This window comes from Rhizorhabdus antheiae (assembly GCF_049889055.1).
GTDB lineage: Bacteria > Pseudomonadota > Alphaproteobacteria > Sphingomonadales > Sphingomonadaceae > Rhizorhabdus.
On record NZ_JBLTWO010000001.1, the window covers coordinates 887992 to 911856 of the forward strand.

Annotated in this window: 17 protein-coding genes; 4 read left to right on the forward strand and 13 right to left on the reverse strand. The window is 66.4% G+C overall.

Annotated elements, in window-relative coordinates:
• The first annotated feature begins 197 nt into the window (after positions 1 to 197).
• On the forward strand, positions 198 to 1988 hold the full coding sequence (locus ACNI3R_RS04150; RefSeq protein ID WP_426180166.1) for an ABC transporter ATP-binding protein: 1791 nt from the start codon (positions 198 to 200) through the stop codon (positions 1986 to 1988).
• Here ACNI3R_RS04150 and ACNI3R_RS04155 read toward each other — a convergent pair.
• The 8 genes from ACNI3R_RS04155 to ACNI3R_RS04190 form a co-directional block, all read right to left on the reverse strand.
• Complete coding sequence (locus ACNI3R_RS04155) at positions 1985 to 3244, reverse strand: DUF3526 domain-containing protein (protein WP_426180168.1); 1260 nt, start codon at positions 3242 to 3244, stop codon at positions 1985 to 1987. The genes ACNI3R_RS04150 and ACNI3R_RS04155 overlap by 4 nt on opposite strands.
• Complete coding sequence (locus ACNI3R_RS04160) at positions 3244 to 4689, reverse strand: ABC transporter permease (RefSeq protein WP_426180170.1); 1446 nt, start codon at positions 4687 to 4689, stop codon at positions 3244 to 3246. Before ACNI3R_RS04160 ends, ACNI3R_RS04155 begins: the two co-directional genes overlap by 1 nt.
• The gene (locus tag ACNI3R_RS04165) at positions 4686 to 5417 is read right to left on the reverse strand and encodes an ABC transporter ATP-binding protein (protein WP_426180171.1); all 732 of its coding nucleotides are present in this window, start codon (positions 5415 to 5417) and stop codon (positions 4686 to 4688) included. Before ACNI3R_RS04165 ends, ACNI3R_RS04160 begins: the two co-directional genes overlap by 4 nt.
• Before the next feature lie 79 nt (positions 5418 to 5496).
• Entirely contained in the window at positions 5497 to 7074 is a 1578-nt protein-coding gene (locus tag ACNI3R_RS04170; protein WP_426180173.1) for an FAD-binding oxidoreductase, read from the reverse strand.
• A 58-nt stretch (positions 7075 to 7132) separates the two neighbouring features.
• A complete protein-coding gene (locus ACNI3R_RS04175) occupies positions 7133 to 9304 on the reverse strand; it encodes a TonB-dependent receptor (RefSeq protein ID WP_426180174.1) in 2172 nt (723 codons plus the stop codon).
• 30 nt (positions 9305 to 9334) lie between these two features.
• The gene (locus ACNI3R_RS04180; RefSeq protein WP_426180175.1) at positions 9335 to 10669 is read right to left on the reverse strand and encodes a spinster family MFS transporter; all 1335 of its coding nucleotides are present in this window, start codon (positions 10667 to 10669) and stop codon (positions 9335 to 9337) included.
• 41 nt (positions 10670 to 10710) lie between these two features.
• On the reverse strand, positions 10711 to 12294 hold the full coding sequence (locus ACNI3R_RS04185) for a class I adenylate-forming enzyme family protein (RefSeq protein ID WP_426180177.1): 1584 nt from the start codon (positions 12292 to 12294) through the stop codon (positions 10711 to 10713).
• On the reverse strand, positions 12291 to 13151 hold the full coding sequence (locus ACNI3R_RS04190; protein ID WP_426180179.1) for an amidohydrolase family protein: 861 nt from the start codon (positions 13149 to 13151) through the stop codon (positions 12291 to 12293). The genes ACNI3R_RS04185 and ACNI3R_RS04190 overlap by 4 nt, the downstream gene beginning before the upstream one ends.
• Positions 13152 to 13437: 286 nt before the next feature.
• Here ACNI3R_RS04190 and ACNI3R_RS04195 point away from each other — a divergent pair, with 286 nt between their 5' ends.
• From ACNI3R_RS04195 to ACNI3R_RS04205, 3 genes are read left to right on the forward strand one after another with little or no spacing between them, the layout of a single operon-like run.
• Positions 13438 to 14235: an IclR family transcriptional regulator gene (locus ACNI3R_RS04195; protein WP_426180181.1), complete on the forward strand. Its 798-nt coding sequence runs from the start codon at positions 13438 to 13440 to the stop codon at positions 14233 to 14235.
• The gene (locus ACNI3R_RS04200; RefSeq protein WP_426180183.1) at positions 14225 to 14986 is read left to right on the forward strand and encodes an IclR family transcriptional regulator; all 762 of its coding nucleotides are present in this window, start codon (positions 14225 to 14227) and stop codon (positions 14984 to 14986) included. Before ACNI3R_RS04195 ends, ACNI3R_RS04200 begins: the two co-directional genes overlap by 11 nt.
• Positions 14983 to 15864: an alpha/beta fold hydrolase gene (locus tag ACNI3R_RS04205; protein WP_426180184.1), complete on the forward strand. Its 882-nt coding sequence runs from the start codon at positions 14983 to 14985 to the stop codon at positions 15862 to 15864. The genes ACNI3R_RS04200 and ACNI3R_RS04205 overlap by 4 nt, the downstream gene beginning before the upstream one ends.
• Here the strand turns inward: ACNI3R_RS04205 and ACNI3R_RS04210 are convergent.
• The 5 genes from ACNI3R_RS04210 to ACNI3R_RS04230 form a co-directional block, all read right to left on the reverse strand.
• On the reverse strand, positions 15843 to 18719 hold the full coding sequence (locus tag ACNI3R_RS04210) for a class I SAM-dependent DNA methyltransferase (protein ID WP_426180186.1): 2877 nt from the start codon (positions 18717 to 18719) through the stop codon (positions 15843 to 15845). The genes ACNI3R_RS04205 and ACNI3R_RS04210 overlap by 22 nt on opposite strands.
• 126 nt (positions 18720 to 18845) lie before the next feature.
• Positions 18846 to 19733, reverse strand: a complete 888-nt coding sequence (locus ACNI3R_RS04215) for an HpcH/HpaI aldolase/citrate lyase family protein (protein WP_426180265.1) — start codon at positions 19731 to 19733, stop codon at positions 18846 to 18848.
• Between the two features lie 46 nt (positions 19734 to 19779).
• Positions 19780 to 20571: an SDR family NAD(P)-dependent oxidoreductase gene (locus ACNI3R_RS04220; protein WP_426180188.1), complete on the reverse strand. Its 792-nt coding sequence runs from the start codon at positions 20569 to 20571 to the stop codon at positions 19780 to 19782.
• Positions 20572 to 20640: 69 nt separating this feature from the next.
• Positions 20641 to 21684, reverse strand: coding sequence for a LysR family transcriptional regulator (locus ACNI3R_RS04225; RefSeq protein ID WP_426180189.1), 1044 nt, complete (start codon positions 21682 to 21684; stop codon positions 20641 to 20643).
• A 120-nt stretch (positions 21685 to 21804) separates the two neighbouring features.
• Positions 21805 to 23823, reverse strand: a complete 2019-nt coding sequence (locus tag ACNI3R_RS04230; RefSeq protein ID WP_426180190.1) for a hydantoinase B/oxoprolinase family protein — start codon at positions 23821 to 23823, stop codon at positions 21805 to 21807.
• Positions 23824 to 23865: the final 42 nt, after the last annotated feature.

The following is a 23865-nucleotide window of genomic DNA, read 5'->3' on the forward strand; positions in this document are numbered from 1 at the left end:
AAGGGTCGGTGGAACGAGCGGCGAGGCTCTGCTATTTGCCGCGACGTCCATCGATTCGAAAGGAGGGCCATGATGATCGATTTGCACATGCCCTCGCGCTGCGGGCACATCGGGCACCGCTGACGCCGGCGGCTCCCCCACCGGACCGCCTTTCCTTTTCTGATATCGGAGCCGCGCCCTCAGGCGCGAACAGCATCATGGACGACAGTGACGACCTCTTCCCGCGCGCCAATGTGCTGCGCAACGTTCTCGGCTTCACCTTCCGGCACTGGATGCGCCGCCCGCTGATCGTGGCTGTGTGCACGCTGGCGATGATTGCCGGGACGATGACCGAGATCTTCGTGCCGATGCTCGCCGGTCGGCTGATCGACGCCGTGGGTGCGGGGGATCGCGCCGCTGCGATCCACGCCTTCGCGATCATGTCGGCGCTTGGGCTCGCCATGGTCCTGCTGCGCCATCTCGGCTGGTGGGCGATCATCCCGCTGACCCTCGGCATGATGCGCGACGTGGCGCAGGAAGCGTTCGCGCGCGTCCAGCGGCTGTCGACCGACTGGCACGCCAACAGCTTTGCCGGATCGACCGTGCGGCGGATCAGCCGGGGCATGTGGGCGCTCGACACGCTCAACGACGTGCTGCTCCTGTCGCTGCTGCCATCACTGACCGTGCTGGCGGGCACCGTCGTGCTGCTCGGCCTCGACTGGCCGCTGCTCGGGCTGGGCATGGCGCTCGGCGCCTTTGCCTATGTCGCGGTGACCTTCGGCCTCGCGACGCGCGTCCTCGCGCCGATCGCACGGCTGTCGAACCAGTGGGACACGAAGCTGGGCGGGGTGCTGTCCGACGCGATCGGCGCCAATGCCGTCGTCAAGGCGTTCGGCGGCGAGGCACGCGAGGATGCGCGGCTCGCCCGCACGGTCGACAAATGGCATCGCCGGACCTGGCGATCATGGGTCGCCTTCACCTGGGCCGGCAGCGGGCAGCTGGCGCTGCTCTGGCTGATCCGCCTGGGCGTCACGGGCGGGGCGCTGTGGCTGTGGCAGGCCGGCCTTGCGAGCGCAGGCGACGTTGCCTTCATCCTGACCAGCTATCTGCTCGTCCATGGCTATCTGCGCGACGTCGGTCAGCATGTGCACATGCTCCAGCGCTCGGTGAACGAGATGGAGGAGCTGGTACAATTGCATGCGGAGCCGCCCGCCGTCGTCGATGCACCCGACGCAAGGCCGCTCGAGGTCACGGCCGGCGCCATCCGCTTCGACGCGGTCCGCTTCCGCTATGCCGGCCAGACAGGCGCGCTCTACGACGGACTCGATGTGTCGATCGCGGCGGGCGAACGCGTCGGCCTGGTCGGCCCGTCGGGTTCGGGCAAGACCAGCTTCGTGAAGCTGATCCAGCGGCTCTACGACATCGAGAGCGGCGGGATTGCGATCGACGGTCAGGATATCGCCGACTTCACGCAGGAGTCGCTGCGTCGGCAGGTCGCGATCGTCCCGCAGGAGCCGGTGCTGTTCCACCGCTCGCTCGCCGAGAATATCGGCTATGGTCGCCCCGGCGCGACCCAGGCCGAAATCGAGGCGGCCGCCCGCCTCGCCAATGCGCATGGCTTCATCGAGCGGCTGCCGAAGGGCTATGCGACGCTGGTCGGCGAGCGCGGGGTCAAGCTGTCGGGCGGCGAACGCCAGCGGGTCGCGATCGCGCGCGCCTTTCTCGCGGATGCCCCGATCCTGATCCTCGACGAGGCGACCTCGAGCCTGGATTCGGAATCGGAGGCGGCGATCCAGCAGGCGATGGAGCGGCTGATGGTTGGCCGCACCGCGATCGTCATCGCCCACCGCCTGTCGACGGTCCGTGCGCTCGACCGCATCCTGGTGTTCGACCAGGGTCGGATCGTCGAGGACGGCCCGCATGACCGCCTGCTGGCGATCCCCGATGGCCAGTATCGGCGGTTGTTCGAGCGGCAGGCGGGCCAGGCAGAGCCGGTCCTGCTGCCCTAAGGAGCAGGAGCGTCCGGCCAGCGCGGCGCGCGGGCGAAATCCTCCACGGTGAACGGGCGGTCCTCGAAGATATAGGGATAGTAGAAGCGCCGCAGCCGGTCATGATAGGCGCGGATACGATCCTGATAGGCCTGTTGCGCCTCCAGGTCGGTTAGCGCCAGGCGGTGGATCGCAACCTGCGCCCCCACGGCGGGAAGCACATAGCCGATGCGCCGGGTCCAGCGATCGCGTGCCTTGAGCCCTTCGCGATAGGCGGCGGCCTGATCGGCAACGCTGCGGTCTCCGAGATGCTGGAAGGCATGATACCATTTCCAGTGGAAGCCGCCCTCCACCGGCGGGGTGTTCCGCCATTCGGGGTGGTAGCGGAAGAAGGCGTCCATCGTCGCGGCCTTGGGCTTGTCCCAGCCGGCATGGACGGCCTCGCGCTGGGCAAGGGTCAGCTCCACGCCCTGCCGCACCGGGATCGCGCCGTTGATCGCGAGCAGCGCGAGCCCCGGCGCTACGAGGGTCAGGAACAACCAAAGTGCGGCGAGCGAGGCCGCATTGGCGAGCGAGCGGCGACCGGCGCGTGCCACGCCGACGCAGATCGCCGTCCACAGCAGCAGATAGAGCGCCGCAACGCCGGCGACCGCGAGCGCGGGAAGGCCGCTTCCCGACAACAGCGCGCCGACCGCGAAAGGCAGCAGCAGCGTCACGCACAGCAGGCCGACGCGCAGCAGCACGCGCCGGGCCCACAGCCCGCGTGACGACCGCGCCATGACGGTCAGAAACTGGTGCCGTCCCGCCTCCCCTTCGCCGGAAAACAGGTCGTGGAGCAGCAGGATCAGGAACAGCGGCGCCAGATAGACGAGCACGAAAGCCCAGTCGAACCGCCCCGGCAGTGCCAGCTCGGCGTTGTAATTCTCGCTCTCGTGAATCTGCCCCTCGAGCGCGAGGGAACGGATGCGCAGGATATAGGGCGCGATATCGCGCTGGCCCAACGCCGCGAAGGCAAGGGTCGACGGCGCGTCCCAGGTCGGGTGGAAGCTGTAATAAGCGGCATCCCCGGCATCGCCGCGCGCGGGCACCCAGGCGGCGATGGCGGCCTCGTCCTCGGCCTGTAGCGGCTGGATGCGGACGATCGTCTCGCTTTGCCGGGCGACCTCGCTCATGCCAGCCCAGACGCTGGCCGCCGACAGGAGGAGCATCAGCACCAGGGTCGGCAGCGCGACCGGTTGGCGCAGGAACAGGCGCAGTTCGTGACGCCAGAGCGACATCAGGACGCCCTCCCCAGCCGCCGCATCGCCACGCGCAACGCCAGTCCGACGAGGAGCGTCCAGACCAGCAGCACTGCCGTACCCGGTCCCGCCGCCATCAGGCGTTCGCGCAGGCTCGGCCCGCGATAGGCGAAGTCGGGAATGTCGTGCCAGTGGCGCGGATCGATGCGCACCCGGCGCCCCGCCTCGGGATCGGAATTGCGGCTGCCGTCATCGGCATAGGTCACCGCCTCAGCCTGCAGCCGGTTGAGCTGCTGGACGATCCCGTAGCGATAGGCTTCGGCCTGCTGAAGGAAGCGGCGGTGCGCCTCCAGATCTGTGCCCGCCAGCGCCATCGACAGGCTGCGCAGCGCGATCGTCGGGCTGAGCAGGCCGAAGGCCGAGACGATCCTCCCCTGGTCGCGCTCGCCTTCGAACTGAGCGCGCGCATAGGCGTCGAACAGGCCAGATGTCAGACGCTCCCCCTCCATCGCCAGCAGTCCGCGATAATTGACCGGCAATTGCTCGATCTTTTCCACGCCGTAGCGACGCAGCACGTCGGCCTTGAAGGCCTTGAAATGGGGATCGTCGGGATCATGGCTGTCGCCGATGCGCCGCAGATCGCGGTGGATGGCGATGTCCGTTTCCAGCCGGGTCGGCGAGGGAACGGCCGCCAGCGCCATGTCGGGCGCGACACGCGGCACCAATATGATCGCGAACGCCCACAGGCCGAGCAGCGTCATCAGCGCCGAACGCGCGCTGCGTACCGCGCTGGAGGCCGCGACGATCCCCACCGTCCACAGCAGAAGATAGGCGGCATAGCCAAGGCCCAGGGCAAGAGCTGCGGCGGGAGCGGCCGCTTCGACCGCCACCAGCCAGGCCAGCGACAGCAGCGCCGGCACAAGCATCAGGCCGGCGATCGTGCCGAGCGCCAGCACCTTGCCGGCGACCAGCGCGCCGGTCGTGGTGCCATGCGCCTTGAGTACCCGCAGCGTCCCCTGCTCCCGTTCGCGCGCGACCGCGCCGAAGCCGACGAAGATCAGGACGAGCGGTGCCAGGACCTGGAGCACGAAGGCGGGGGTCAGGGAGCCGAAGCGGGCGAGCAGCGACGACTGGCGCACATCGCCGAAATTGGCGCTGTTCTGGCGATGTCCCTCGAGGAAGATCGTGCTGCCCGTGAAGGGATCGACGCCCGGATCGAACGCCGCGAGCGGTGGCAGCGGGCGGAAGACGAAATGGCCATAATGAACCATGCGGTGCGGATGCCGGGCGGGCTGGCCGTCGAAGGCGCGATCCGCCTGCGCCTGAAAGCGCGCCCGCAGCGCAGCGCTTGCATCGCGATGCGCGACCGAGGTCAGCGTGGCCACGACCGACAGCAACAGAAGCATCAGGATGGCCAGCTGCGCCACGCGGTTGCGCCGCATCAGCCGCCCCTCGTTCCGCGCGATCAACAGCACGCGGTTCATGCAGCGGCGGCCTCGCCATAGCGGTGATGGAGCGCCATGACATCGATACCGTCGGCAGGGCGAACCTCCTCGACGATATGGCCGTCGGCGAGGAAACCGATCCGGTCGGCGCAGTCCGCCGCTCCGAGCAGATCGTGGGTGACCATCAGGATCGCGGTTCCCCGCGCCCGCAGGCGCCCGATCAGCGCGTTGAAATCGGCGGTCGCGCGCGGATCGAGCCCGCTGGTCGGTTCGTCGAGCAGCAGCACGGGGACATCGCGGAGGACCGCCATCGCGATCGCCACCTTCTGCCGCATCCCCTTGGAGAAGCCGGCGACGCGGCGGTGACGCGCCTCGCCCTGCAGCCCGGCCGCATCGAGCGCCGCATCGATCTCGGCGGCCGAAGGCTGGCGGCCGGCCAGAGCCATGAAATAGGCGATATTCTCATGCGCCGACAGCTGGTCGTAGAGCGCGACATTTTCCGGCAGATAGGCGATCTTGCGCCGTGCGGCGTCGGGGTCCGCCACCGGATCGACACCCGCCACGCGCGCGCTGCCCGCCTCGGGACGCAGGAAGCCAAGCAGCACCGACAAGGTCGTCGACTTGCCCGCACCATTACCCCCGAGCAGCGCATAGATTTCCCCAGCCGCCACCTGCAGCGACAAGCGCGACAGCACAGGGCGGGCCTCCCTCCGCAGCACGATGTCGGTCAACTGGATCGGGGCGTCGGGCGAAGGAGCGTCGGTCATGCCGCTTCTTCCCAACGGCCCCATCGCTTGTCAATGTAATGTTATACCACACCTGTCAGTATCACTTGCCGGTCGCGTCTCACTTGGCGAGAAGCTGCGGGTTCATCCTCCCTTGCGGGTCGACATGGGCGAGGACAGCGTCGAGAAGGCCAACGGCACCGTCGTCGATCCGGCTGCGATAGGGGTAGAAAGCGCCCAGTTGCATATGCAGCGCCCCGACCGCATCGACGGCTTCGACCGCCTCCTGTCGTATCCGGGCGACCAGCGCCCGCGTTTCCGGGGCGTCTGCCGCCCCAGCGAAGCGCGCAGCACGCTTCTGCCCGATCGCGTCGATGTGCAGCGGTTGCAGGCTGTCGGGCCAGAAGAACATCGGCTCGATCACCATGGCGTGGTTGCCGACGGTGGTGAACAGCCAGGAGTGAACGATGCCCGCAGCCTGCATCGCCGCCGCATGACGGTCGAACACGGCCTCCAGCGCCGCGTGCCCGGCAACCGCTCGCGACAGCGGCAGGATGCAGTGAACCGGGACCCATCGTTCGCCTTTCGGCCCGGTGACGCCATTGAGCGCCGGAAAGGGCTCGGCCGACATCGCGCGGGGAACCGAGGCTGCGACTTCGCGACACCGATGGCGTCGGCAAATCGCACGAATGCGGGCCTGCCGCTCCTTTGCCTCGCGCGGCCCCTCCGCTTCGGCGAAAACATGAAGCGAGAAGGGGTGGCCGTCGAGAAAGCCGTCCCCCGCCATGGCCATCGACGCCAGCTGGCCGAGCGCCCGCAGAGGGCTGGTCCCGCGCACCAGCTGCCGCGCGATGGCGAGGCGATCGCGCAGCCCCGTCGAAGCGAGCCGGGCATTCTTCAGGCGTTCGTCGAGGCCCATCTGCTGCGCCGCCAGCCCTTCGCGCGCCAGATCGCCGAGCGCTGCCATCAGGGACTCCGCGTTGGGCGCCGTGAAGGACAGCCCCTCCCTGATCGCCGGCACCCGTTCCAGCCGGAGGACGATCGCGGTCTTGATCCCCAGACGGCCGCAGTCCGAGGTGAACAGCCCGGTCAGGTCGGGACCGAAGTGGCGCGAAAAGCCGTTGGATTCGGCAACCGCCAGGCTACCTGTCCGCACGACCTCGCCCTTGCCGGTGACCACCTCCAGTCCGATCACGGCGTCTACCGCGCTGCCTGCGCACCCCGAGCCCCAGAAGATCGCATTCTGGCTGACCCCGCCGCCCACCGTTGCGCGCCGGCCGGACAGCGATCCCCAGAAGCGCGAGCGCAGCCCCATCGGCGCGAGATGATCGTGGAGTTGCGCCCAGGTGCAGCCGGGCTCGACAACGACATACATGTCGTCGGGGTTTACCTCGACGATGCGGTTCATGCCGCGCAGGTCGAGGGCAACCGCCTCATCGGGCCTGTCCGCCAGATAGCCTGCGGAATAGCTCATGCCACCGCCGCGCAGGACAAGGCCGACCGAGTGCTGCTGCGCGAGCCGGACGATCGCCTGGACATGATCGGTCGCCGCCGGATGGACGACCGCCGCAACCGGCTCGCCCTGGTAGAAGACATCCTGGCCGAACAACGTCCGCGTCGCGCCATCCTGCGCAATCGCGATACCGTCGACCATGGCGGAAAGGTCGGCCAGAAAAATGTCGACGGCGGTCGAGGTCATGCCGGTCGCGTCTCGTTTTCACAGAGACGCACCTCATGATCCCGACCGCCGATGTACATCAGAACTTCACCGTGCCGGTGAGCCGGTAGAAGCGCGGCGCGCCCGCATAGGCCGCCGCATAGCGGCCGATCACCGTCTGGGCGTCGAAATACTCCCGATTGAGGCAGTTCGAGCAGGATAGGGTCAGCTGGTAATTGTCGTCCGCGCCCCAGCGATAGCCGACCGAGGCGTTCACGAGGGCAAAGTCTCCGCTGCGGTTGCTGTCGACCGGCACGAGCGGCGCAGTGAAGGCGAGGTTGGCCGGCGTCACGAGATAGTGCGACGTGTAGAAAATGTCGCCATTGACCAGCAGGCTGCCGGCGCCCAGCGGCTTGTCGACGGAGAAGCCGGCCTTGCCCTGGAAAGAGGGCGCGCGCTGCAGCTTGTCGGCCAGATTGACCGGCCGGTTGCCCTTGTAGCGCGCGTTCAGCAGGCCGACATTGGCGAACAGGTCGAGCCACGGCGCCGCGCGGACCGTGAGTTCGCTCTCCAGACCATAGATGCGGGCGTCGGCCAGCTGCGCGGTGAAGGCACCGTTGACCGTCAACGTGTTGAAGAGATTGGTGTAGTTCATGTAGAAAGCAGAGCTGTTCCACCGCACCTTGCGATCGAACAGGCTGACTTTCGTGCCGGCTTCCCAGCTCTCGACCTCTTCGGGCTCGAAATCGATATATTGGTCGGCGCGCAGCGCACGTCCGGTCCAGCCGCCCGACCGGAAGCCCTTCGTCCAGGACGCATAGGCGAACAGATCGTCGTTGACCGTCCAGTCGATCCCGATCTTCGGCGTAAACTTGTTGAAGGTGCGGTCATTGCCGAAATTCTGCCCGGCAGCAGCGCGGGTCAGAAGATCGGCGGTGGTGTAGTTGAACAGAGGGCCCGCCAGATTGCTCGTCTGGGTCACCGTCAGCTCGCGATTCTCATGCGTGTAGCGCCCGGCGGCCACGAGCTTGACGTTGTCGAGCACCGCATATTCGAGCTGGCCGAACGCCGCCCAGCTTTTCACATCCACCGTGAAAACCTTCCGGAAGATGCTCTGCGCAGCAGTGGGAGCGCTCCGCGTCGTGTCGGTGACATCAGCGTCGATGTTCTCGTCGAAATAGAAGAAGCCGGCGGTCAGCTTCAGCGCGTCGGTCAAGGTCGCATTGACCTTGATCTCCTCGCTGAACTGGTGAGCAAGCTGCTTCTGGTCGAGCACATAGAGCGGGATGGGCTGGTCGGAGAGGTCGAGGAGCAGATTCTGCTTGGTCGAGCGCCAGGCGGTGATCGATTCCACCGAGATATCGTCGTTGACGTCCCAGGACAATTTGCCCGAATGCCCCATGCCGCGCGCATAGCCACTGGCGTCGGTGCCGGACACGACGGTGAACAGGTCCCCCGTCGAGGGGCGCAGCGATCCGGCGATGTCCGAGGCATAGCCGCCATTGGTCTTGTCGCGGCCATAGTCGAACGCATAGTCGAAGGTCAGGCTGTCGGTGAGCAGTGCGCGTACCGCGATGCGGCCACCGGCATAGTCCTGATCGTTGACCTTCTTGTCGAGGGTGCGGTTGTAGATATAGCCATTGCCCTGCTGCACGAGCAGATTGGCGCGGACGAAGATGCGGTCGCTCAGCGGCACATTGGCCGACAGCCGCCCTTCCCACCGATCATAATTGCCATAGGAGCCCGACAGCGCGAAGGCGGTCTTGGAATCGGGCGCCTTGGGCACGATCTTGATCGCGCCGCCATTGGTGTTGCGTCCATAAAGCGTGCCCTGCGGCCCGCGCAGAACCTCGATCCGCTCGACGTCGAACAGCGAGAAATTGTTCACCGCCTGGCGCGAGATATAGACGTCGTCGACATAGAGGCCGACGCTGGTGTCCGCCGTCGCCAGATTTTCGGTGGTGCCGACGCCGCGGATGAAGAAGGTCGTCGCGGTGTTCTGTCCGACATTGTTGTTGCCGGTCAGATTGGGGGCATTGAACACGATCTGCTTGGTGTCGGTGATCTGCTGGCGATCGAGCGCGGCAGCGTCGATCGCGGTGACCGAGACGGCGGTCCGCTGCAGGCTTTCGGAGCGGCGCTGCGCGGTGACGACGATGTCGCCGAGGCCCTCTTCCTGGGGTTGCTGCTCCTGCGCCTGCGCTGCGGACGCGAGCAGGATCGACGCTGACAGAAAGCCACACAGCGTGGCGAGCTTGGCCTTGTTTGTCACGATATTCCCCTTGTTCCCGAAATTTGTCCTCTACCCGGCGGCATCCCGTCCTTGTTCGATGGACGTTAATGAGCGGCGATAAGGTCGCCGTGCGGCGGTGAGCAGCACGGCCGACAGCGTGCCCGCGAGACCGATCGTCAGCGCGAGGCCGAGCCCGACGAAGCCCGGGCCGCCGAACAGCTTTTCCGTGAAGAGCGCGACGACCGTCGGGCCGAGGCCGATGCCGGCCAGATTCAAACCGAGGAAGTAGATCGCCGTGACCTGCCCCCGCATCCGGTTCGGCGTAATGTCCTGAAGGGCGGCCCCGGCGCAGCCATAGGGCATGGCTCCACCGACGACGAACAGCGCGAACAGGAGCAGCGACAGGTCCGGGTCGGCCATGAGCGGCGCGACCACGCCGAACGGGACCGCGATGCAGGCGGCCCCCACCGTGACGACGACATTGGCGTCGGCCATTCCACGGGCGTGCAGAATGCCGGAGAGCCAGCCGCCGACCATGATGCTGGCGCTGCCCACGACGAGCAGGATGAGGCCGAAGGCAAGCCCGATCTGCGGCGCGGTGAAGCCGAAATGGCGGATGAAGAAGGTCGCGATCCAGGCGGTTGCGCCGTTCCACATCAGGCTGGAGGCGGCGAAGCCGAGGATCAGCAGCGCGAAGCTGGACCGGTGCGCGCCCAGATAGGCGAAGAGTTCGCCGATGCTCGGAAAGTCGGCCTTGGCGGGATCGACGCCGCGCCTGACCGGCTCGCGCAGCGTCGCCACCAGCAGGCTGACGAGGACACCGGGAGCGCCGACGATCAGGAATACCGTCTGCCAGGATTCCAGATGGCCGACATGGGGCAGGTCGATCGGCGGCACGAGGCCCACCAGCGTGCCTCCCGCAATCAACGCCAGCCCCGCGCCCAGATAGATGGCTCCGGTATAGACCGACATCGCCTTGGGCAGCGTCCTGCGGTCGAAATAGTCGGCGATCATCGAATAGGCTGCCGGCGACAGCGCCGCCTCGCCCACCCCCACGCCGACCCGCGCGGCGAACAGCTGACCGAAATTGCGCGCGAGCCCGCACAGCGCCGTCATGGCGCTCCACACGAAGACGCCGACCGAGATGATCGTGACGCGGCGATAGCGATCGGCCAGCCGGCCGATGGGCAGTCCGAGCAGCGTGTAGAAGACCGCGAAGGCAAGGCCGTGGAGCAGGCTGATCTGGACGTCGCTGATCTGCAGCGATGCCTTGATCGGCTCGACCATCAGCGTCAGGATCTGCCGGTCGACATAGGACAGGGTGTAGGCGAGAATCAGGACCGAAACCGCGTACCAGCCATAACGCTGGTCGAGTGCGGGGGCGGAGTCGTCGGTCCTCACCATCGTTTATCTCCCGAGGATCGATGGTTGGCGGGACATCGTCGTCAGGCTGCCGCGACCGGGCTATCGCGCAGTTCGCGCAATTCGCGCTTCAGCACCTTGCCATTGGCGTTGCGCGGCAGGGCATCGACGATCTCCAGCGCCCTGGGAATCTTGTAGGCCGTCAGCTTGCCCGCGCAGAAGTCGCCGATCTCCTCGACCGTCAGCGTCATCCCCTCGCGCAGCGCGGCGAAGACCTTGAGCGTCTCGCCCCAGCGTTCGTCGGGCATGCCGACCACCGCGACCTCGACGATCGCGGGGTGGCGGACCAGCACTTCCTCTATCTCGCGCGGGTAGATGTTGACCCCGCCGGAGATCACCATGTCCTTCTTGCGGTCGACGATATAGAGGAAGCCGTCGGTGTCGCGCCGGGCCATGTCGCCCACGGTCACCCAGTCGCCCTGGATCGCCGCGGCGGTCTCTTCCTCGCGGTGCCAATAGCCGTTGAAGTGCATGGGCGAGCGGCTGAACAGTTCGCCGACCTCGTCCACGTCGCAGACGCTGCCGTCCTCGCGGCGGATCTCGACCGCGACATGGGGGATGGGCGTGCCCACGCAGCGTTCCTTGGAGAGATGCCAGGCCGGTCGCATGTTGCAGACCAGCCCCGCCTCGGTCGACGCATAGATTTCGTGGAGAATGCCTTCCCCGAACCAGGGGATGATCTTCTCCTTCATCGCCTGCGGCAGCGGGGCTGCGTTGGAAATGATCGTCCGGATCGGCGGCCGCCGATAGGGATCGGTGACCTCGGGCGGCAGCTCGAAGATCATCTGGAAATGGGTCGGCACCATGAACACGCCGGTGATGCCGCCATGTTTGAGCCGATCGAGCGTCTCGAGCGGGTTGTAGCGATCGAGGATCTCGACCGTTCCGCCGCTGGCAAGCGACGCCGCCGGAAAGCCGAGGCCCCCGCCATGGTTCATCGGCGCCATGGCGAGAAATTTGTCGTCATAGCCGAAGCAGCCGAATTCGGAGCCCGAGATCAGCCCGACCAGCATCCGCGAGCGGTGCGACAGCAACACGCCCTTGGGCTGCCCGGTCGTGCCGGAGGTGTAGGGAATGGTCCAGACGTCCCATTCCTCGATCCGGGGATAGGCGGCGGGGCGGCCCGCCGAGGCGAGCAGCGCCTCATAGTCCGGCCCCAGCGCGATCAGGCGCACCGACGGATCGAGACCGGCTTCCCGGGCCAGCGCGATGCTCTGCTCGTCGCAGATGACGAGCCGGGCGCGCGAATCCTCGATCGCAACCTTGATCTCCGCCGGGGTCAGGCGGGGGTTGATCGTGGCGACGCCGACGCCGGCATCCGGCAGCCCCGAAACGACCTCCAGATATTCGATGCAGTTGCGCGCGAGGAGCGCGGCCGTGTCCCCCTTGCACAGGCCCAGATCGGCGATCGCCGCGTCGCGCAGGGCGTCGCTTCGCCGGACCAGATCGCCATAGCTGCGAACCTGATCGCCGTAGATGATGGCCGGCTTGGCGGGATCGCGCGCGCAGGCCGCGCGGATCGCATTGCCGAAGGTCATCGGCTGGAAACCCGGCGGCAAGGTCGCCGGGTTCCCCGGGTAGGTGCGTGGAGCTGCCCCTACGGTCATCGCGGAATCTTCGTGAAGATGCGCAGCGCATTGTCGCGCATCAGCTTCGCATGCGCCTCGGCCCGGAAACCGAGCTCGTTCACCTCGCGCACCGCGCGTTCGGGATCGATCACGGGGAAGTCGGTCCCGAACAACACCTTATGGCTGCCATAGCTGTTGGCATAATGGACGTAGGATTTCGGCCAGTGCTTGGGCGCATAGGCGTCGCCAGCGGTGAAGACATTCTCGTGCTTCCAGCACATCGAGATCATCTCGTCGGTCCAGGGGATGCCGATGTGGATGCCGATGAGGGTCAGCTCGGGAAAGTCGATCGCGACCTGGTCGAGCAGGATCGGCTGCGCCACCGACGGCAGCCGGCGGTCCTTGGAATAGACCAGATTATGGCCGACCTGCATCATGATCGGCACGTCGAGCTCGCAGCATTTGGCGTAATAGGGATAAATCTGCGGCGCGTTGGGCGGCATCGAGAACCAGTGCGGGTACCAGTGCGCCCCCACGAAGCCATAGTCGCGCACGCCCTGCTCCAGGTCGCGCAGGCCCTGCATGCCGCGCGTCGGATCGACCCCGGCCAGTCCGGAGAAGCGGTCGGGATAGCGGTCGCAGATCTCGGCTATCGCTTCATAGGGAACCTCGAAGCTGCCGCGCACGCGCAGGTCGCCGGCACGGACCGCGATCAGCAGCGAGCGCTCGATCCCGGCCGCATCCATCTTGCGGAGATAGTCCTCGATCGCGATGCCGGGACGCAGGGCAGGATCCATGCGGACCTGCTCCTTGAAATTCTCATCAAGACCGGTCCAGCCCTTCTGGACGGCCTCCGGCGTGAAGATGTTGCATACGATATCGATATATCCGGACATGGGCACCCGTTCGCTGGAGTCTGCGCATCCGCCTCGCATGCAAGGCTAGGTTGCCCTTGCGTGACGGGTCAACGTCATCATGGATGCGCTTCACAAAAACATATTTCTGTGTTTTATGGCATTGCTGACCGCTGATGAAGCGCTGCCGCGTGGCTGTTGCACAGATATATGTTTTCGGACATTTCATCTCTGCTTCCATTGACCAGCAATCGCCCCTGTCCGTAGCGTGAGATGAAAGGGCCTGGCTCGACCGGGAAGCGACCATGGCGGGACGGCGGATGCGGGGATGAGCGGAGACGATGTCGTCAAGTCTGTCGGGCGCGTGTTCGCGATCCTCGAACTGTTCGACCGCAGGCGCGACGGCATGACCGCGACCGAGATCGAACGCGCGCTCGACTGGCCCAAGTCGAGCACATTGGCCCTGCTCAAGAGCATGGTCGCGCTCGGCTATCTCGCCTTCGACCGGATCGAGCGCCGCTATTCGCCGACGATCCGCGTCGCGCGGCTCGGCGACTGGATCGACGGCGCCGACGAACGCCGCGACCTCGATGCGCTGGTCGAGGATTGCGCGGCGATGACCGGGCACACCGTCACCATTTCCGCCCAGAACGACCTGCGGATGCAATTCCTGCTGGTCGAGGCCGGCAGCCGTCCGCTGCGCATGAACATCAATCCGGGACTCAAAGGGCCGCTGTTCCAGTCGAACATGGGCCGCGTCGCTTTGTCGACCAAGAGCGATGCCGAGATCGCGCGGCTGGCCGAGCGGGTCAACCGGCGGGCCAGTCTGCTGGGCGAGCGCGTCGACGATCTGGACGAGGTGCTGGCGCATGTCGGCCGCATCCGACAGGAGGGCTTCAGCGCCGGCTATGGCCGCTTCATCCCTCATATCGGCGTGCTGAGCTGGCCGCTGCAGCGCCAGCCGGCTGCGCCTGTGCTGGTCCTGTCGATCGGCGGTCCGGTCGACGAGGTGCGCGCGTCGGAAAGGGAGATCGCGAAATTGATTCCGGCACTGCTCGAAAGCCATGGCTTTCCGGCCAAGGGCGTGCCCGGCGGCTGGGGCAAGGAGCCGCGTCATGGCCGGTGACGACATCGTCAAATCGGCCGCGCGGGTGTTCGCGGTGCTCGAATTGTTCGAGGCCGAACAGCGCCCGTTGACGGCGACCGCGATCGAACGCGCGCTGCAATGGCCGCAGTCGAGCACGCTGGCGCTGCTCAAGACGATGGTGCAGCTCGGCTATCTCGCGCTCGATCCGCTCGAACGCCGCTATGAGCCCACGCTGCGCCTGTCCAATCTCGGCCGCTGGGTGGGGGCGCGCTTCGTCCAGGGGCATCTCGACGACCTGATCCGCGAGGTCGCCGAAGCGACCGGCGAGACCGTCTCGATCGTCGGCCAGAATGATCTGTGGATGGAGTTTCTGAGCGTCCGGGCGGGGCGCAACCCGCTGACGCTGAACATCGATCCGGGCTCGCGCGCGCCGCTGTTCGGTTCGATCATCGGCATGGTCGCCCTGTCCTGCCGCAGCGACCGCGAGATCGCCGAACTGGGCAAGCGCGTGCGCAAGCTGCCCGCCGGAGAGCGCGAGACCCCCGACATGGCGCATGTCGCCGAGGAGATCGCCGCGATCCGCGAGAAGGGCCATGGCGTCGGCTATGGCCGCTACATCGCCAGCGTCGGTGCCGTCGCCTGGCCGCTGCGGCAGGAGGGCGATCCCCGCCCGCTGATCCTCTCGGTCGCCGGCCCGACCGAGATGATCCGCGAGGCCGAGCCGAGGATCGTCGTCGCGGTCGAGAAGATCCTCGCCGACCACCGCCCCGCCCGGAGCCGCCTCGCATGACCGACCTTTCCGCCCCCGATCCAGGCCCTGCTCCGGCGATCCGCCGCGCCTATGCCGATCTGGCCGAAGGGCAGTTGCATCTCCGGCAGCGCGCGGGGCAGGGAACGCCGGTCATCTTCCTCCACCAGACCGCCAGTTCCTCCGCCATGTGGGAGAGGGTGATGCGCGCCTGGCCGCTGGCACATCCGCTCCATGCGATCGACACGCCGGGCTTCGGCGGCAGCTTCGATCCGGACGGGGCGCCGGACATCGCCCGCTATGCCGGCTGGGTGGCGGAGGCGATGGATGTGCTGGGCCTCGATCGCGCCCATCTCGTCGGGCACCATACGGGGGCGGCGATCGCGCTGCAGCTGGCGGCGACCCACGCCGACCGGGTCGCCAGCGCCGCGCTGATCGGCCCGGCCGTGCTGACCCCGGAGGAGCGGGCCGCCTTCGCCCGCAAGCTCGGCCGCCCCTTCCCGCCGGTGCGCAGCGGCGCCTATCTGCTGCAGAACTGGGAATATCTGCGCATGGGCGGCGCCGACCGCGACATCGCGCTGCTCCACCGCGAGATGCAGGACATGCTGCGCGCCTGGGCCGCGCGGCCCCACGCCTATGGCGCGGTCTGGGCGCTGGACTCCGAACCGCTCTACCGCGCCCTCACCTGCCCGACGACCGCGATCGCCGCGCGCGACGACCTGCTCTTCCCCTATCTCGAACGGCTGCAGGCGCTGCGCCCGGACATCGTCTGCGTCACCCTCGAGGAAGGCGGCAATTTCGAACCCGACCTCGCGACCGACGCGCTGGTCGAGGCGCTGCTGGGGCATGTGACGCGGGCGGAAGCCACGATGCCCGGCGGACCGGCCCCCGCCGCCGATCAGGCCCCCGCCCGCTCCTGATTCAGCCGGAACAGCCGCGCGAGGATTTCGTCGTCGGTCAGGGTGCCGGCGCGAAAATCGTCGCCCCAGCCATAGGCCTCGGCCACCGCCTCATCGAGCGCGCGATGGGCATGGTCGAGCCAGGCGGGGCGCGCATTGTAGAGATTGGTCAGCGTCCGCTTCGCCAGTTCCTTCGCCGCCGCCTCGTCGCGGGGCAGGATGCGGTCGGGATAGCCGGGCACCACCTCGGGCTCGCGCACCACCAGATCGGGCGGGTTGAGCCAGTTTTCCCGCAGTTCGTTGAGCCGCGCAGCCGCGCTGGCGATGGCCTGCGCGCGCGGATCGTCGGCATAGTCGGCGGCGGGGATGTCGGGCGTCAGGCCTTCGGGGAAGGGGAAGGTCTCGAAGGTCGTGGAGGGGGTGTAACGCGGCCGGTCCTCCAGCGAGGTGCCCATGCGCAGCGACCACAGTTCATGGAAGCGCGAGTGCAGGATGCCGAAGCTGGTGTCGTCGTCTCGCGATACGACGACGAGATTCTTATCAGGCAGGATCGAGGTTGGCAGCCAAGCAAATACTCGATGCTTGGCTACCTCCGGTGTGACGATCGCACGCTCTAGGCGCTCAAGCCTTGTTCGCAGTGCTGGAGCGCGCCTAGCAAGCTGCCACCACTTGCGACGCTCTGCTGGATTTCTGCTTTGCGCTCTCTCGGGCTGAACTACGTGCCTGAGATAGGCGAAGGGTGCTTCATAACAGCTGGCTTCGAACTCCTCTCGGTCCTCAAAATTCACGATCCACATATCTGACCAGCGACGAACGACGTGCAGTCCGTTATACCAAGGCTGAAGAACATCTGAATTGGGTCGACTATTGGGATTTCCTCCCATAAACAACCATTCCCTCACCTTACTTCCGGGCAGCTCAAACGAACCCTTCTTCGATATCCCGTTTGAAGCAGTCGAACTATTTTGCGGAATCTGACTTATATTAGCTATGTTAAAATTGCCAGATTTTAGGTCAGAGCCGATATTATTTACAATTTCTCCATCTAGTTTCTTGGAACTAATTTCATAAATGCCAAAGCAGATAATAGATACTCGAACCGAAGCACCCTCAACAGTCCAAGGCTGATCACTCCAAGCCGAAGAAATGCCGCTCCTCTCGGCGATGGGTTGAAGAACCTCCCGATTTGCACCTCCCCGAATCGAGTTGGTCGAAACCAACCCAGCTCGGACAAGTTTTCCGGCAATCATCTGGTCCCACGCAGCAGCGAACCAGTAACAGACAAGGTCCCCTCCACCAGGTACAAGCGGCCATGCTGCACGGAGCGCCCTCGTGTAATTCTCTCCAAGCTCGGCGATCATCTTTTTGTCGCCCAGAAACGGTGGGTTCCCCACCACCACGTCTGCCTCGGGCCATAGCGCCCGCTTGCCGGTCGCTTCGTCCAGCACCGCATCGCGGCACTCGATCGTATCGAGATTGCGCAGGATCGGGTTCTTCGCCGCATCGAAGCCGTTGCGCCGCATCCACTGGATTTCGCCGATCCACACGCTCACCCGCGCCAGTTCGGCGGCATAGGGGTTGAGTTCGATCCCCAGCACGCATTCCGGCCCGACGCGGGGAAAGCCGCGCGGCAGGCCCAGCGCCTCGGCGTCCAGATTGGCGCGATGCTCGATATCCTTGAGCGCGCGCAACGCGACATAGAGGAAATTGCCCGAACCGCAGGCCGGATCGAGCACGCGGAAATTCACCAGCCGTTCGATGAAGGCGCTGTGGATCGCCTGCGCCTCGGCCTGCAGCTTTTCCGCCTTGCGCTTCTCCGCCGGGCTCAGCAGCCGTTCGGCGGTGCGCTTCGGCGCGCTTTCGACCAGCGCGGTCATCTTCGCCAGCGCCTTTTCCCATTCGGCCTCCAGCGGGTCGATGATCACCGGTTGCACGATCATCATGATCTTTTCGCGGTCGGTATAATGCGCGCCGAGCTGGCTGCGCTTGGCCGGGTCCAGCCCGCGCTCGAACAGCGTGCCCAGGATCGAGGGGTCGATCTGCGACCAGTCGCGCTGGGCGGCCTGATAGAGTTCCTCCACATCCTCGCGCGTCACGGGCAGCGCGGCATCGTCCTGGAACAGCCCGCCGTTGAACCAGTCGATCCGGGTGAAGCCGACCTTGCCCCCCTGCTTCGCCATCGCCCCGAACAGGGTGCTGGCATTGTCGGTGAAGCTGTCCGCATCGGTGCGGCACAGGTCGAGCATCTTGGTGAACAGATTGTCGGGCAGCAGGCCGACATCCTCGGCGAACATGCAGAAGACCAGCTGGTTGACGAAATGGGCGACCTTGTGCGGTTCATGCCCGCGATCGCGCAGCCGCTGGGCGATGCCGGCGAACTCGCGCGCGGTTTCCTCGGTCAGCGCCTGCCGCGTCTTGCTGGGCTTGAAATCGTCGGGATCGGTGAAGGCCCGCTTCAGCCGCTCGCGAACCTGTCCGTCGATCAGGTCGTCCAGCGTGAATTCATGCACCTCCTGCACCGTGTTGGTCCAGTTGGTGTGGATGCGGATGCGGTCCATGTCGGACACGATCAGCAGCGGCGGATTCTCCAGCGCGACCGCATATTGCAGCAGCTGGGCAAAGGCCTTGTCGAGGTCCTTGCGTGGCCCCTTATATTCCCAGGCGAAGTGGCCTTTGCGCCAGACATCGGCCCAGCCCTCGCCACCACTGGTCTTGGTCGCGCCCTTTTCGAACGCGAACCATTCCCCCTTCGGATCGGCGGAGATCGGATCGAGCACGCCCAGCAAGGCACAGAGATCGTTGAAATGGCTCTGCGACGCCGACCGCTCCTTGAGCTCGACATTGCGCCATTTGCCGAGAAACTGTTGCGGGGTCATTCGATGCCTTGTCGGTGGGAGCACTATCAGCTTGGGCGCACGGGCCGGGCCATCCGCCTATCGCCGGCCGGCCCGATTTCGCCTGTCGCGCATCATAGCTGCGGCCGGCACCGTGCCAAGCCGCGATCAGCCCCGCGCCCGCGCCAGCACCGCCTGAGCCCGCAGCAGATGGGGGCGGTCGAGCATCGCCCCCTCGTGGCCGATCGTCCCCAGCGTCGGGTTGGCGGCGAACAGGTCGACGATCTCCTGCGCGGCCGCGCATTCCTCTGCCGTTGGGGTGAAGGCGGCGTTGATGACGGGGATCTGGGCCGGGTGGATGGCGAGCATGCTGCGAAAGCCATCCTGCCGCACTTTGGCGGCCAGCGCCGCGAGGCCGGCTTCATCGCGGAAGTCGCCATGGATCGTCTCGACCGCCGGCACCCCGGCGATGGCCGCACCGGTCAGGCAGAAGCTGCGCGCCAGTTCATAGGTGAAGCCATAGCGACCGTCGGCCTCGCGGTTGGTGGTCGCACCGAGCGCGGTCGCGATGTCCTCCGCGCCCCAGGTCATCGCGGCGAGGCGCGGCATGTCGGCATAGCTGCCGGTCGCGAGCAGCCCCTCGGGGGTCTCGGTCGCGACGATGATCACGGCGGTCTGGCTTTCCATGTCCCCATTGGCCGCTTCCAACGCCGTCAGATAATGGTCGAGCAATTCGACATCGGCGCGGCCGCGCGGCTTGGGCAGCATGAGTCCCCCCGGCCGGCCCGGCATGATCGCGGCGAGATCGAGCAGCGCATGGGGCGTCTGGATCGGGTTGATGCGGACCCACAGACGGTGGCGCTCGGCGCCATGCGCTTCAAGGAAGGCGCGAACCAGCAGGCGCGCGGCGGGCTTCTCGCCCTCGGCCACCGCGTCCTCCAGGTCGATGATGACGATATCGGCCTCGGACGCCCGCGCCTTGTCCATCTTCCTGTCGCTGTCGCCGGGCGCGAACAGCCAGGACCGGGCGCGCCGCGCCGCTTCGAACGATGACATCATGATTATCCCTCGAACCCCGTTGCGGACCGCTCGTGTGCCGCGATCATGATTTCACATAGGCCCAGCCGCCGTCGAGGTTAAGCGTCTGTCCCAGGACGAGGCTGGCATCGTCCGACGCCAGGAACAGCACGCCGCGCGCGACCTCATAAGGGTCGCAGGGCCGGCCGAGCGGCAGGCTGGCGGTCATCTGCTGCTTGGCGTTGGCGTCGGCCGCGAAGAAGCGTTCGAGCATCGCCGTCTGCACCAGACCGGGGCTGACCGAGGCGACGCGCACCCCGCTCTGCGCCAGTTCGAGCGCGACCGACTTGGTCATCGCCAGCACCGCCGCCTTGGACGCGGTATAGACCGAGAGCCCGGCAAAGCCGACATGCGCCGCGATCGAGGCGAAGTTGATGATCACGCCCGATCCGCGCGGCTTCATCAGCCGCACCTCCTCGCGCATGCACTGGAAGGTGCCCTGCACGTTGACGGCGAAGACCCGATCGAAATTGGCGTCGGGCTGATCCTCGACCAGCGCCACATGGCCCTCGATGCCGGCATTGTTGATCGCGATGTCGAGCGGCGTGCCGCTCTGCGCGATCGTTGCGAACAGCGCCGCGACGTCGTCGGGGCTGGCGACGTCCGCGCGAATGAACTGGCCCTGCGCGCCGGCCTGGCGGATGAGATCGACGCATTCGGCGCCCGCCGTCTCATCGACGTCGGCGACGATCGGATTGGCGCCTTCCTTCGCGAACTCCAGCGCGACCGCGCGGCCGATGCCGGCGGCCCCGCCCGTCACCAGCACCGACTTTCCGGCGAAGCGCCGCATCCCGCTTGTGGCTGCCATCTCTGTCATCTCGTCTCTCCCATTATCTGATCCGTTCGCGTTACGCTGCCTGCCTCACAGGCGTCCGGCCGGCCATTCTCAGCCCGACCGCTGGCTGATCCGGCGGTTCTCGATGCTCGGCCGCACCCAGCGCAGCGCATCCGGGGGATGGCGCCCGCTGTCGGCCGAATGGCGCTTGGCATCCATCGCCATGCGCCCGATCTCGGGCTCGAAGGTGCGGAAGGTGGCGATCAGGAAATCGAGGAAGACGCGCAGCTTGGGCAGCATCAGCTCGGTCGTCGGGAAGACCGCGTAGAGCCCATGGTCGAGCAGGTTGGGCGCGAACTCATAGTGAGGCAGCACGCGCTTGACCCGGCCGAAGCTCAGATCATCGGCAATCAGCCAGGCCGGGAGCAAGCCGATGCCGACGCCCAGCACGACAGCATTGTGGAGGATATTGGCGTCGTTCACCTGCAGGTTGCCCGACACCCGAACCTCCTTCGTCCCCGCCGCAGAGCGATAATGCCAGACCGCTCCGCCGGTCTCGCCCGAGCCCGCCTGCGGGAAGGAGAGGCAATTATGCTCGATCAGATCTTCCGGCGCGCGGATTTCCGGGTGGCTCGCGAGGTAGAGCGGGCTTGCGTAGAGAACGCGCTCGAGCCCCTGCGACAGGCGGCGCATCGTCAGATTCTGCTCCTCGGGTGTGCCGATGCGGATGCTCAGGTCGATCTTGTTCGCGAACAGGTCGAGATTGTCGTCCGACAGGATCAGCCGCAGCGTGATGTCGGGATAGGCGAGCAGGAAATTGGGCAGCGCGTTGGACAGGAATTTCTCGGCGATGCTGGCGCGGGTGTGTACCGTCAGCAGGCCCCGCGGCGCCGATTGCTGCTCGGCCATCGACTGCGACAGCGCGTCGATCTGGTCCAATATCTTGCAGGCCTGATCGAAATAGAGCCGCCCGGCGGTCGTCAGCGCGAGCTTCCGGCTGGTCCGGTTGAGCAGCCGCGCCCTGACCGCATGTTCGAGCTGGCTGATCTTGCGCGACACCGAGCCCGGCGACAGGCCGATCTCCCGCCCCGCAGCCGACAGACTGCCCAGCTGAACCGCGCGGACGAATGTGCGCATTCCCTCTAGCGTGTCCATGCTCTCTCCCGCAGCCCTCGGGCTGTCGCAGAGACATAGCATGAGTGCGGCGACGCGGACGATCCGCCTTCGCCATGGGCGCGTCCGGTCGTCATAGCGTCCAGATGCCCCCGCACCGGTTCAGGCGGCGGCCATGTCCCGGCGCCGGCGCGCCGTCGCCTCGACATTGACGGTCAGCTGCTCGGGCGCACGGATGGGGTCGCCCTCGATCACCACACCATAGTCGCGATAGGCGCCCTCGATCGTCACATATTCGTCGCGGACGTCGCATTTGACCCGCTCGGGATCGCGCGCAAGCGGGTCGCCCCAGCCGCCGCCGCCGCCGGTCTGGAAGCGGAAGGCCCCGCCGGCCTTGACCGACCAGGATTTGCGCGAGGCGTAGTAATAATAGCGCCCGTTCGGGTCGACGCGCTTGGTCTCGGGATCGAGCATGCCGACCACCGGCACCGACCGGGCGAGAATGGCGTCGTCGGCCGGGAGCAGCGGGCCGAGGTCGACGCCCCCATCCTCTTCGCCGGGGAACAGCCAGCAGGCCTGGGTCGTGCCCGGACGCCCGCCATAGACGCCGATCCCGCTCGGCTCCTTCGCATGCAGCGCGATCGACAGATGCTCACCATCGGCCAGCCACAACGTGTCGCGCCGGACCGCCGCGCCGCCGCGATTCTCGCCCGGGCCGGCGGTGTCGGCGACATATTCCTTGCGCATCACGACCACCGGCACGTCGGACTCGACCGCCTCGGTCGCGGGGTCGAGATTGTTGCTGACGTGGAAGACGGTGTAGCTGTCGCCGTCGCCCGCCTTGGTCCCGCCCCAGGGGCCATGTTCGCCGCCGCAATTGCCGACCGTCAGCCAGGGCTGGCCCGACTTGGTCAGCCCGCTGCCATTGTGCAGCATCAGCGAGCCATAATCGCCGCCGATCGCATCCTCGCCCAGCACCGGCGCGAGCGCCTTGTAGATGGCGAGCAGCACCGTGATCGAGGCTTCCCAATACATGAAGATCGGCCCGCCGGGCGGGGTCGCGCTGCAGAAAGTGCCGGGCGGAATGACGACGTCGATGTTGCGGAAGCAGCCCGACGACAGCGGACTCTGCTGCTCGATCAGCATCTTGAGCGCGACCCCCGCCGCCGCCTTCACGTCGAGCGGACCGCAATTGATGCTGGCGCGCGCCTGCGGCGAGGTGCCGGTGAAATCCAGCTCGATAGTGTCGCCATATTTGGTCAGCTTGAGCTTCAGCCGATAATCGCGGCTGTCGTCGACGCCGTCGGCATCGATGCCGTCCTCGGCCTCATAGACACCGTCGGGAATCTTGGTGCGGATCGCCTCGCGCATCGAATCCGCCGACACGTCGCAGCTGTAGCGGATCGCGCCGAGATAGGCGTCGATCCCATAGCGCTCGATACTTTCGAGCAGCAGCCGTTCGCCGAGCAGCAAGCTCTGATAGAGCGAGCGGATGTCGGGCAGCAGCAGCTCGCCATAGCGGGCATTGTCGAAGATGAAATTGAACGCCGAACGCACCGGCTTGTCGTCGCGGTAGAGCAGCGTCGGAGAGATCACGAGGCCGTTTTCATAGACATTCTTCTTGTTGCCGCTGAACCCGCCCGCAACGACACCGCCCATGTCGAGCTGGTGCGCGCGGATCGTGACGAACGCCACCGCCTTGCCGCGATAGAAGACCGGGCGGATGAAGCTGACGTCGTTGACATGCAGCCCGGTGCGATAGGGATCATTGGCGATGATGACGTCGCCCGGCCGGAGATTTTCGGGGCCGAACTCCTCGATCGTGTTGCGGATGCCCTCGGGCATGGTGAACATGAAGATCGACAGGCTGTCCGATCCGGTGCTCATCGGATAGTTCATGTCGCGCGGGCCGGAGATGGTCGCGGCGAAATCATACCAGTCGCGCAGGATCATCGAGAAGGCGGTGGTGAGCAGCACCGTGCTCATATGCTTGACCACATAGCGCATGCGGCTGGCGAGGATCGACGCGGTGAAACGATCGGTCTTGTAGCGCGCGAGGAACTGCTCGTCGGTCAGCGCGCGCAGCGGCAGATCGTCGAACGAGAGCGCGGCCGGCGTCTGCGCCGATGACGGGTCCAAATCCCTGGGCGCCGCGAGGGTATCCGTGATGGAAGAAGCCATGCTGTTGTCCTTCGATGGAAGCGCTGCGGATGATCGGTCTTC

Excerpts from the sequence above, each read along its gene's own strand:
- ACNI3R_RS04205 (WP_426180184.1), top strand. The coding sequence starts at position 14,983 with ATGACCGACCTTTCCGCCCCCGATCCAGGCCCTGCTCCGGCGATCCGC.
- ACNI3R_RS04225 (WP_426180189.1), bottom strand. The coding sequence starts at position 21,684 with ATGGACACGCTAGAGGGAATGCGCACATTCGTCCGCGCGGTTCAGCTG.
- ACNI3R_RS04210 (WP_426180186.1), bottom strand. The coding sequence starts at position 18,719 with ATGACCCCGCAACAGTTTCTCGGCAAATGGCGCAATGTCGAGCTCAAG.
- ACNI3R_RS04200 (WP_426180183.1), top strand. The coding sequence starts at position 14,225 with ATGGCCGGTGACGACATCGTCAAATCGGCCGCGCGGGTGTTCGCGGTG.
- ACNI3R_RS04230 (WP_426180190.1), bottom strand. The coding sequence starts at position 23,823 with ATGGCTTCTTCCATCACGGATACCCTCGCGGCGCCCAGGGATTTGGAC.
- ACNI3R_RS04190 (WP_426180179.1), bottom strand. The coding sequence starts at position 13,151 with ATGTCCGGATATATCGATATCGTATGCAACATCTTCACGCCGGAGGCC.
- ACNI3R_RS04170 (WP_426180173.1), bottom strand. The coding sequence starts at position 7,074 with ATGACCTCGACCGCCGTCGACATTTTTCTGGCCGACCTTTCCGCCATG.
- ACNI3R_RS04165 (WP_426180171.1), bottom strand. The coding sequence starts at position 5,417 with ATGACCGACGCTCCTTCGCCCGACGCCCCGATCCAGTTGACCGACATC.
- ACNI3R_RS04160 (WP_426180170.1), bottom strand. The coding sequence starts at position 4,689 with ATGAACCGCGTGCTGTTGATCGCGCGGAACGAGGGGCGGCTGATGCGG.
- ACNI3R_RS04215 (WP_426180265.1), bottom strand. The coding sequence starts at position 19,733 with ATGTCATCGTTCGAAGCGGCGCGGCGCGCCCGGTCCTGGCTGTTCGCG.
- ACNI3R_RS04220 (WP_426180188.1), bottom strand. The coding sequence starts at position 20,571 with ATGACAGAGATGGCAGCCACAAGCGGGATGCGGCGCTTCGCCGGAAAG.
- ACNI3R_RS04195 (WP_426180181.1), top strand. The coding sequence starts at position 13,438 with ATGAGCGGAGACGATGTCGTCAAGTCTGTCGGGCGCGTGTTCGCGATC.
- ACNI3R_RS04150 (WP_426180166.1), top strand. The coding sequence starts at position 198 with ATGGACGACAGTGACGACCTCTTCCCGCGCGCCAATGTGCTGCGCAAC.
- ACNI3R_RS04155 (WP_426180168.1), bottom strand. The coding sequence starts at position 3,244 with ATGTCGCTCTGGCGTCACGAACTGCGCCTGTTCCTGCGCCAACCGGTC.
- ACNI3R_RS04180 (WP_426180175.1), bottom strand. The coding sequence starts at position 10,669 with ATGGTGAGGACCGACGACTCCGCCCCCGCACTCGACCAGCGTTATGGC.
- ACNI3R_RS04185 (WP_426180177.1), bottom strand. The coding sequence starts at position 12,294 with ATGACCGTAGGGGCAGCTCCACGCACCTACCCGGGGAACCCGGCGACC.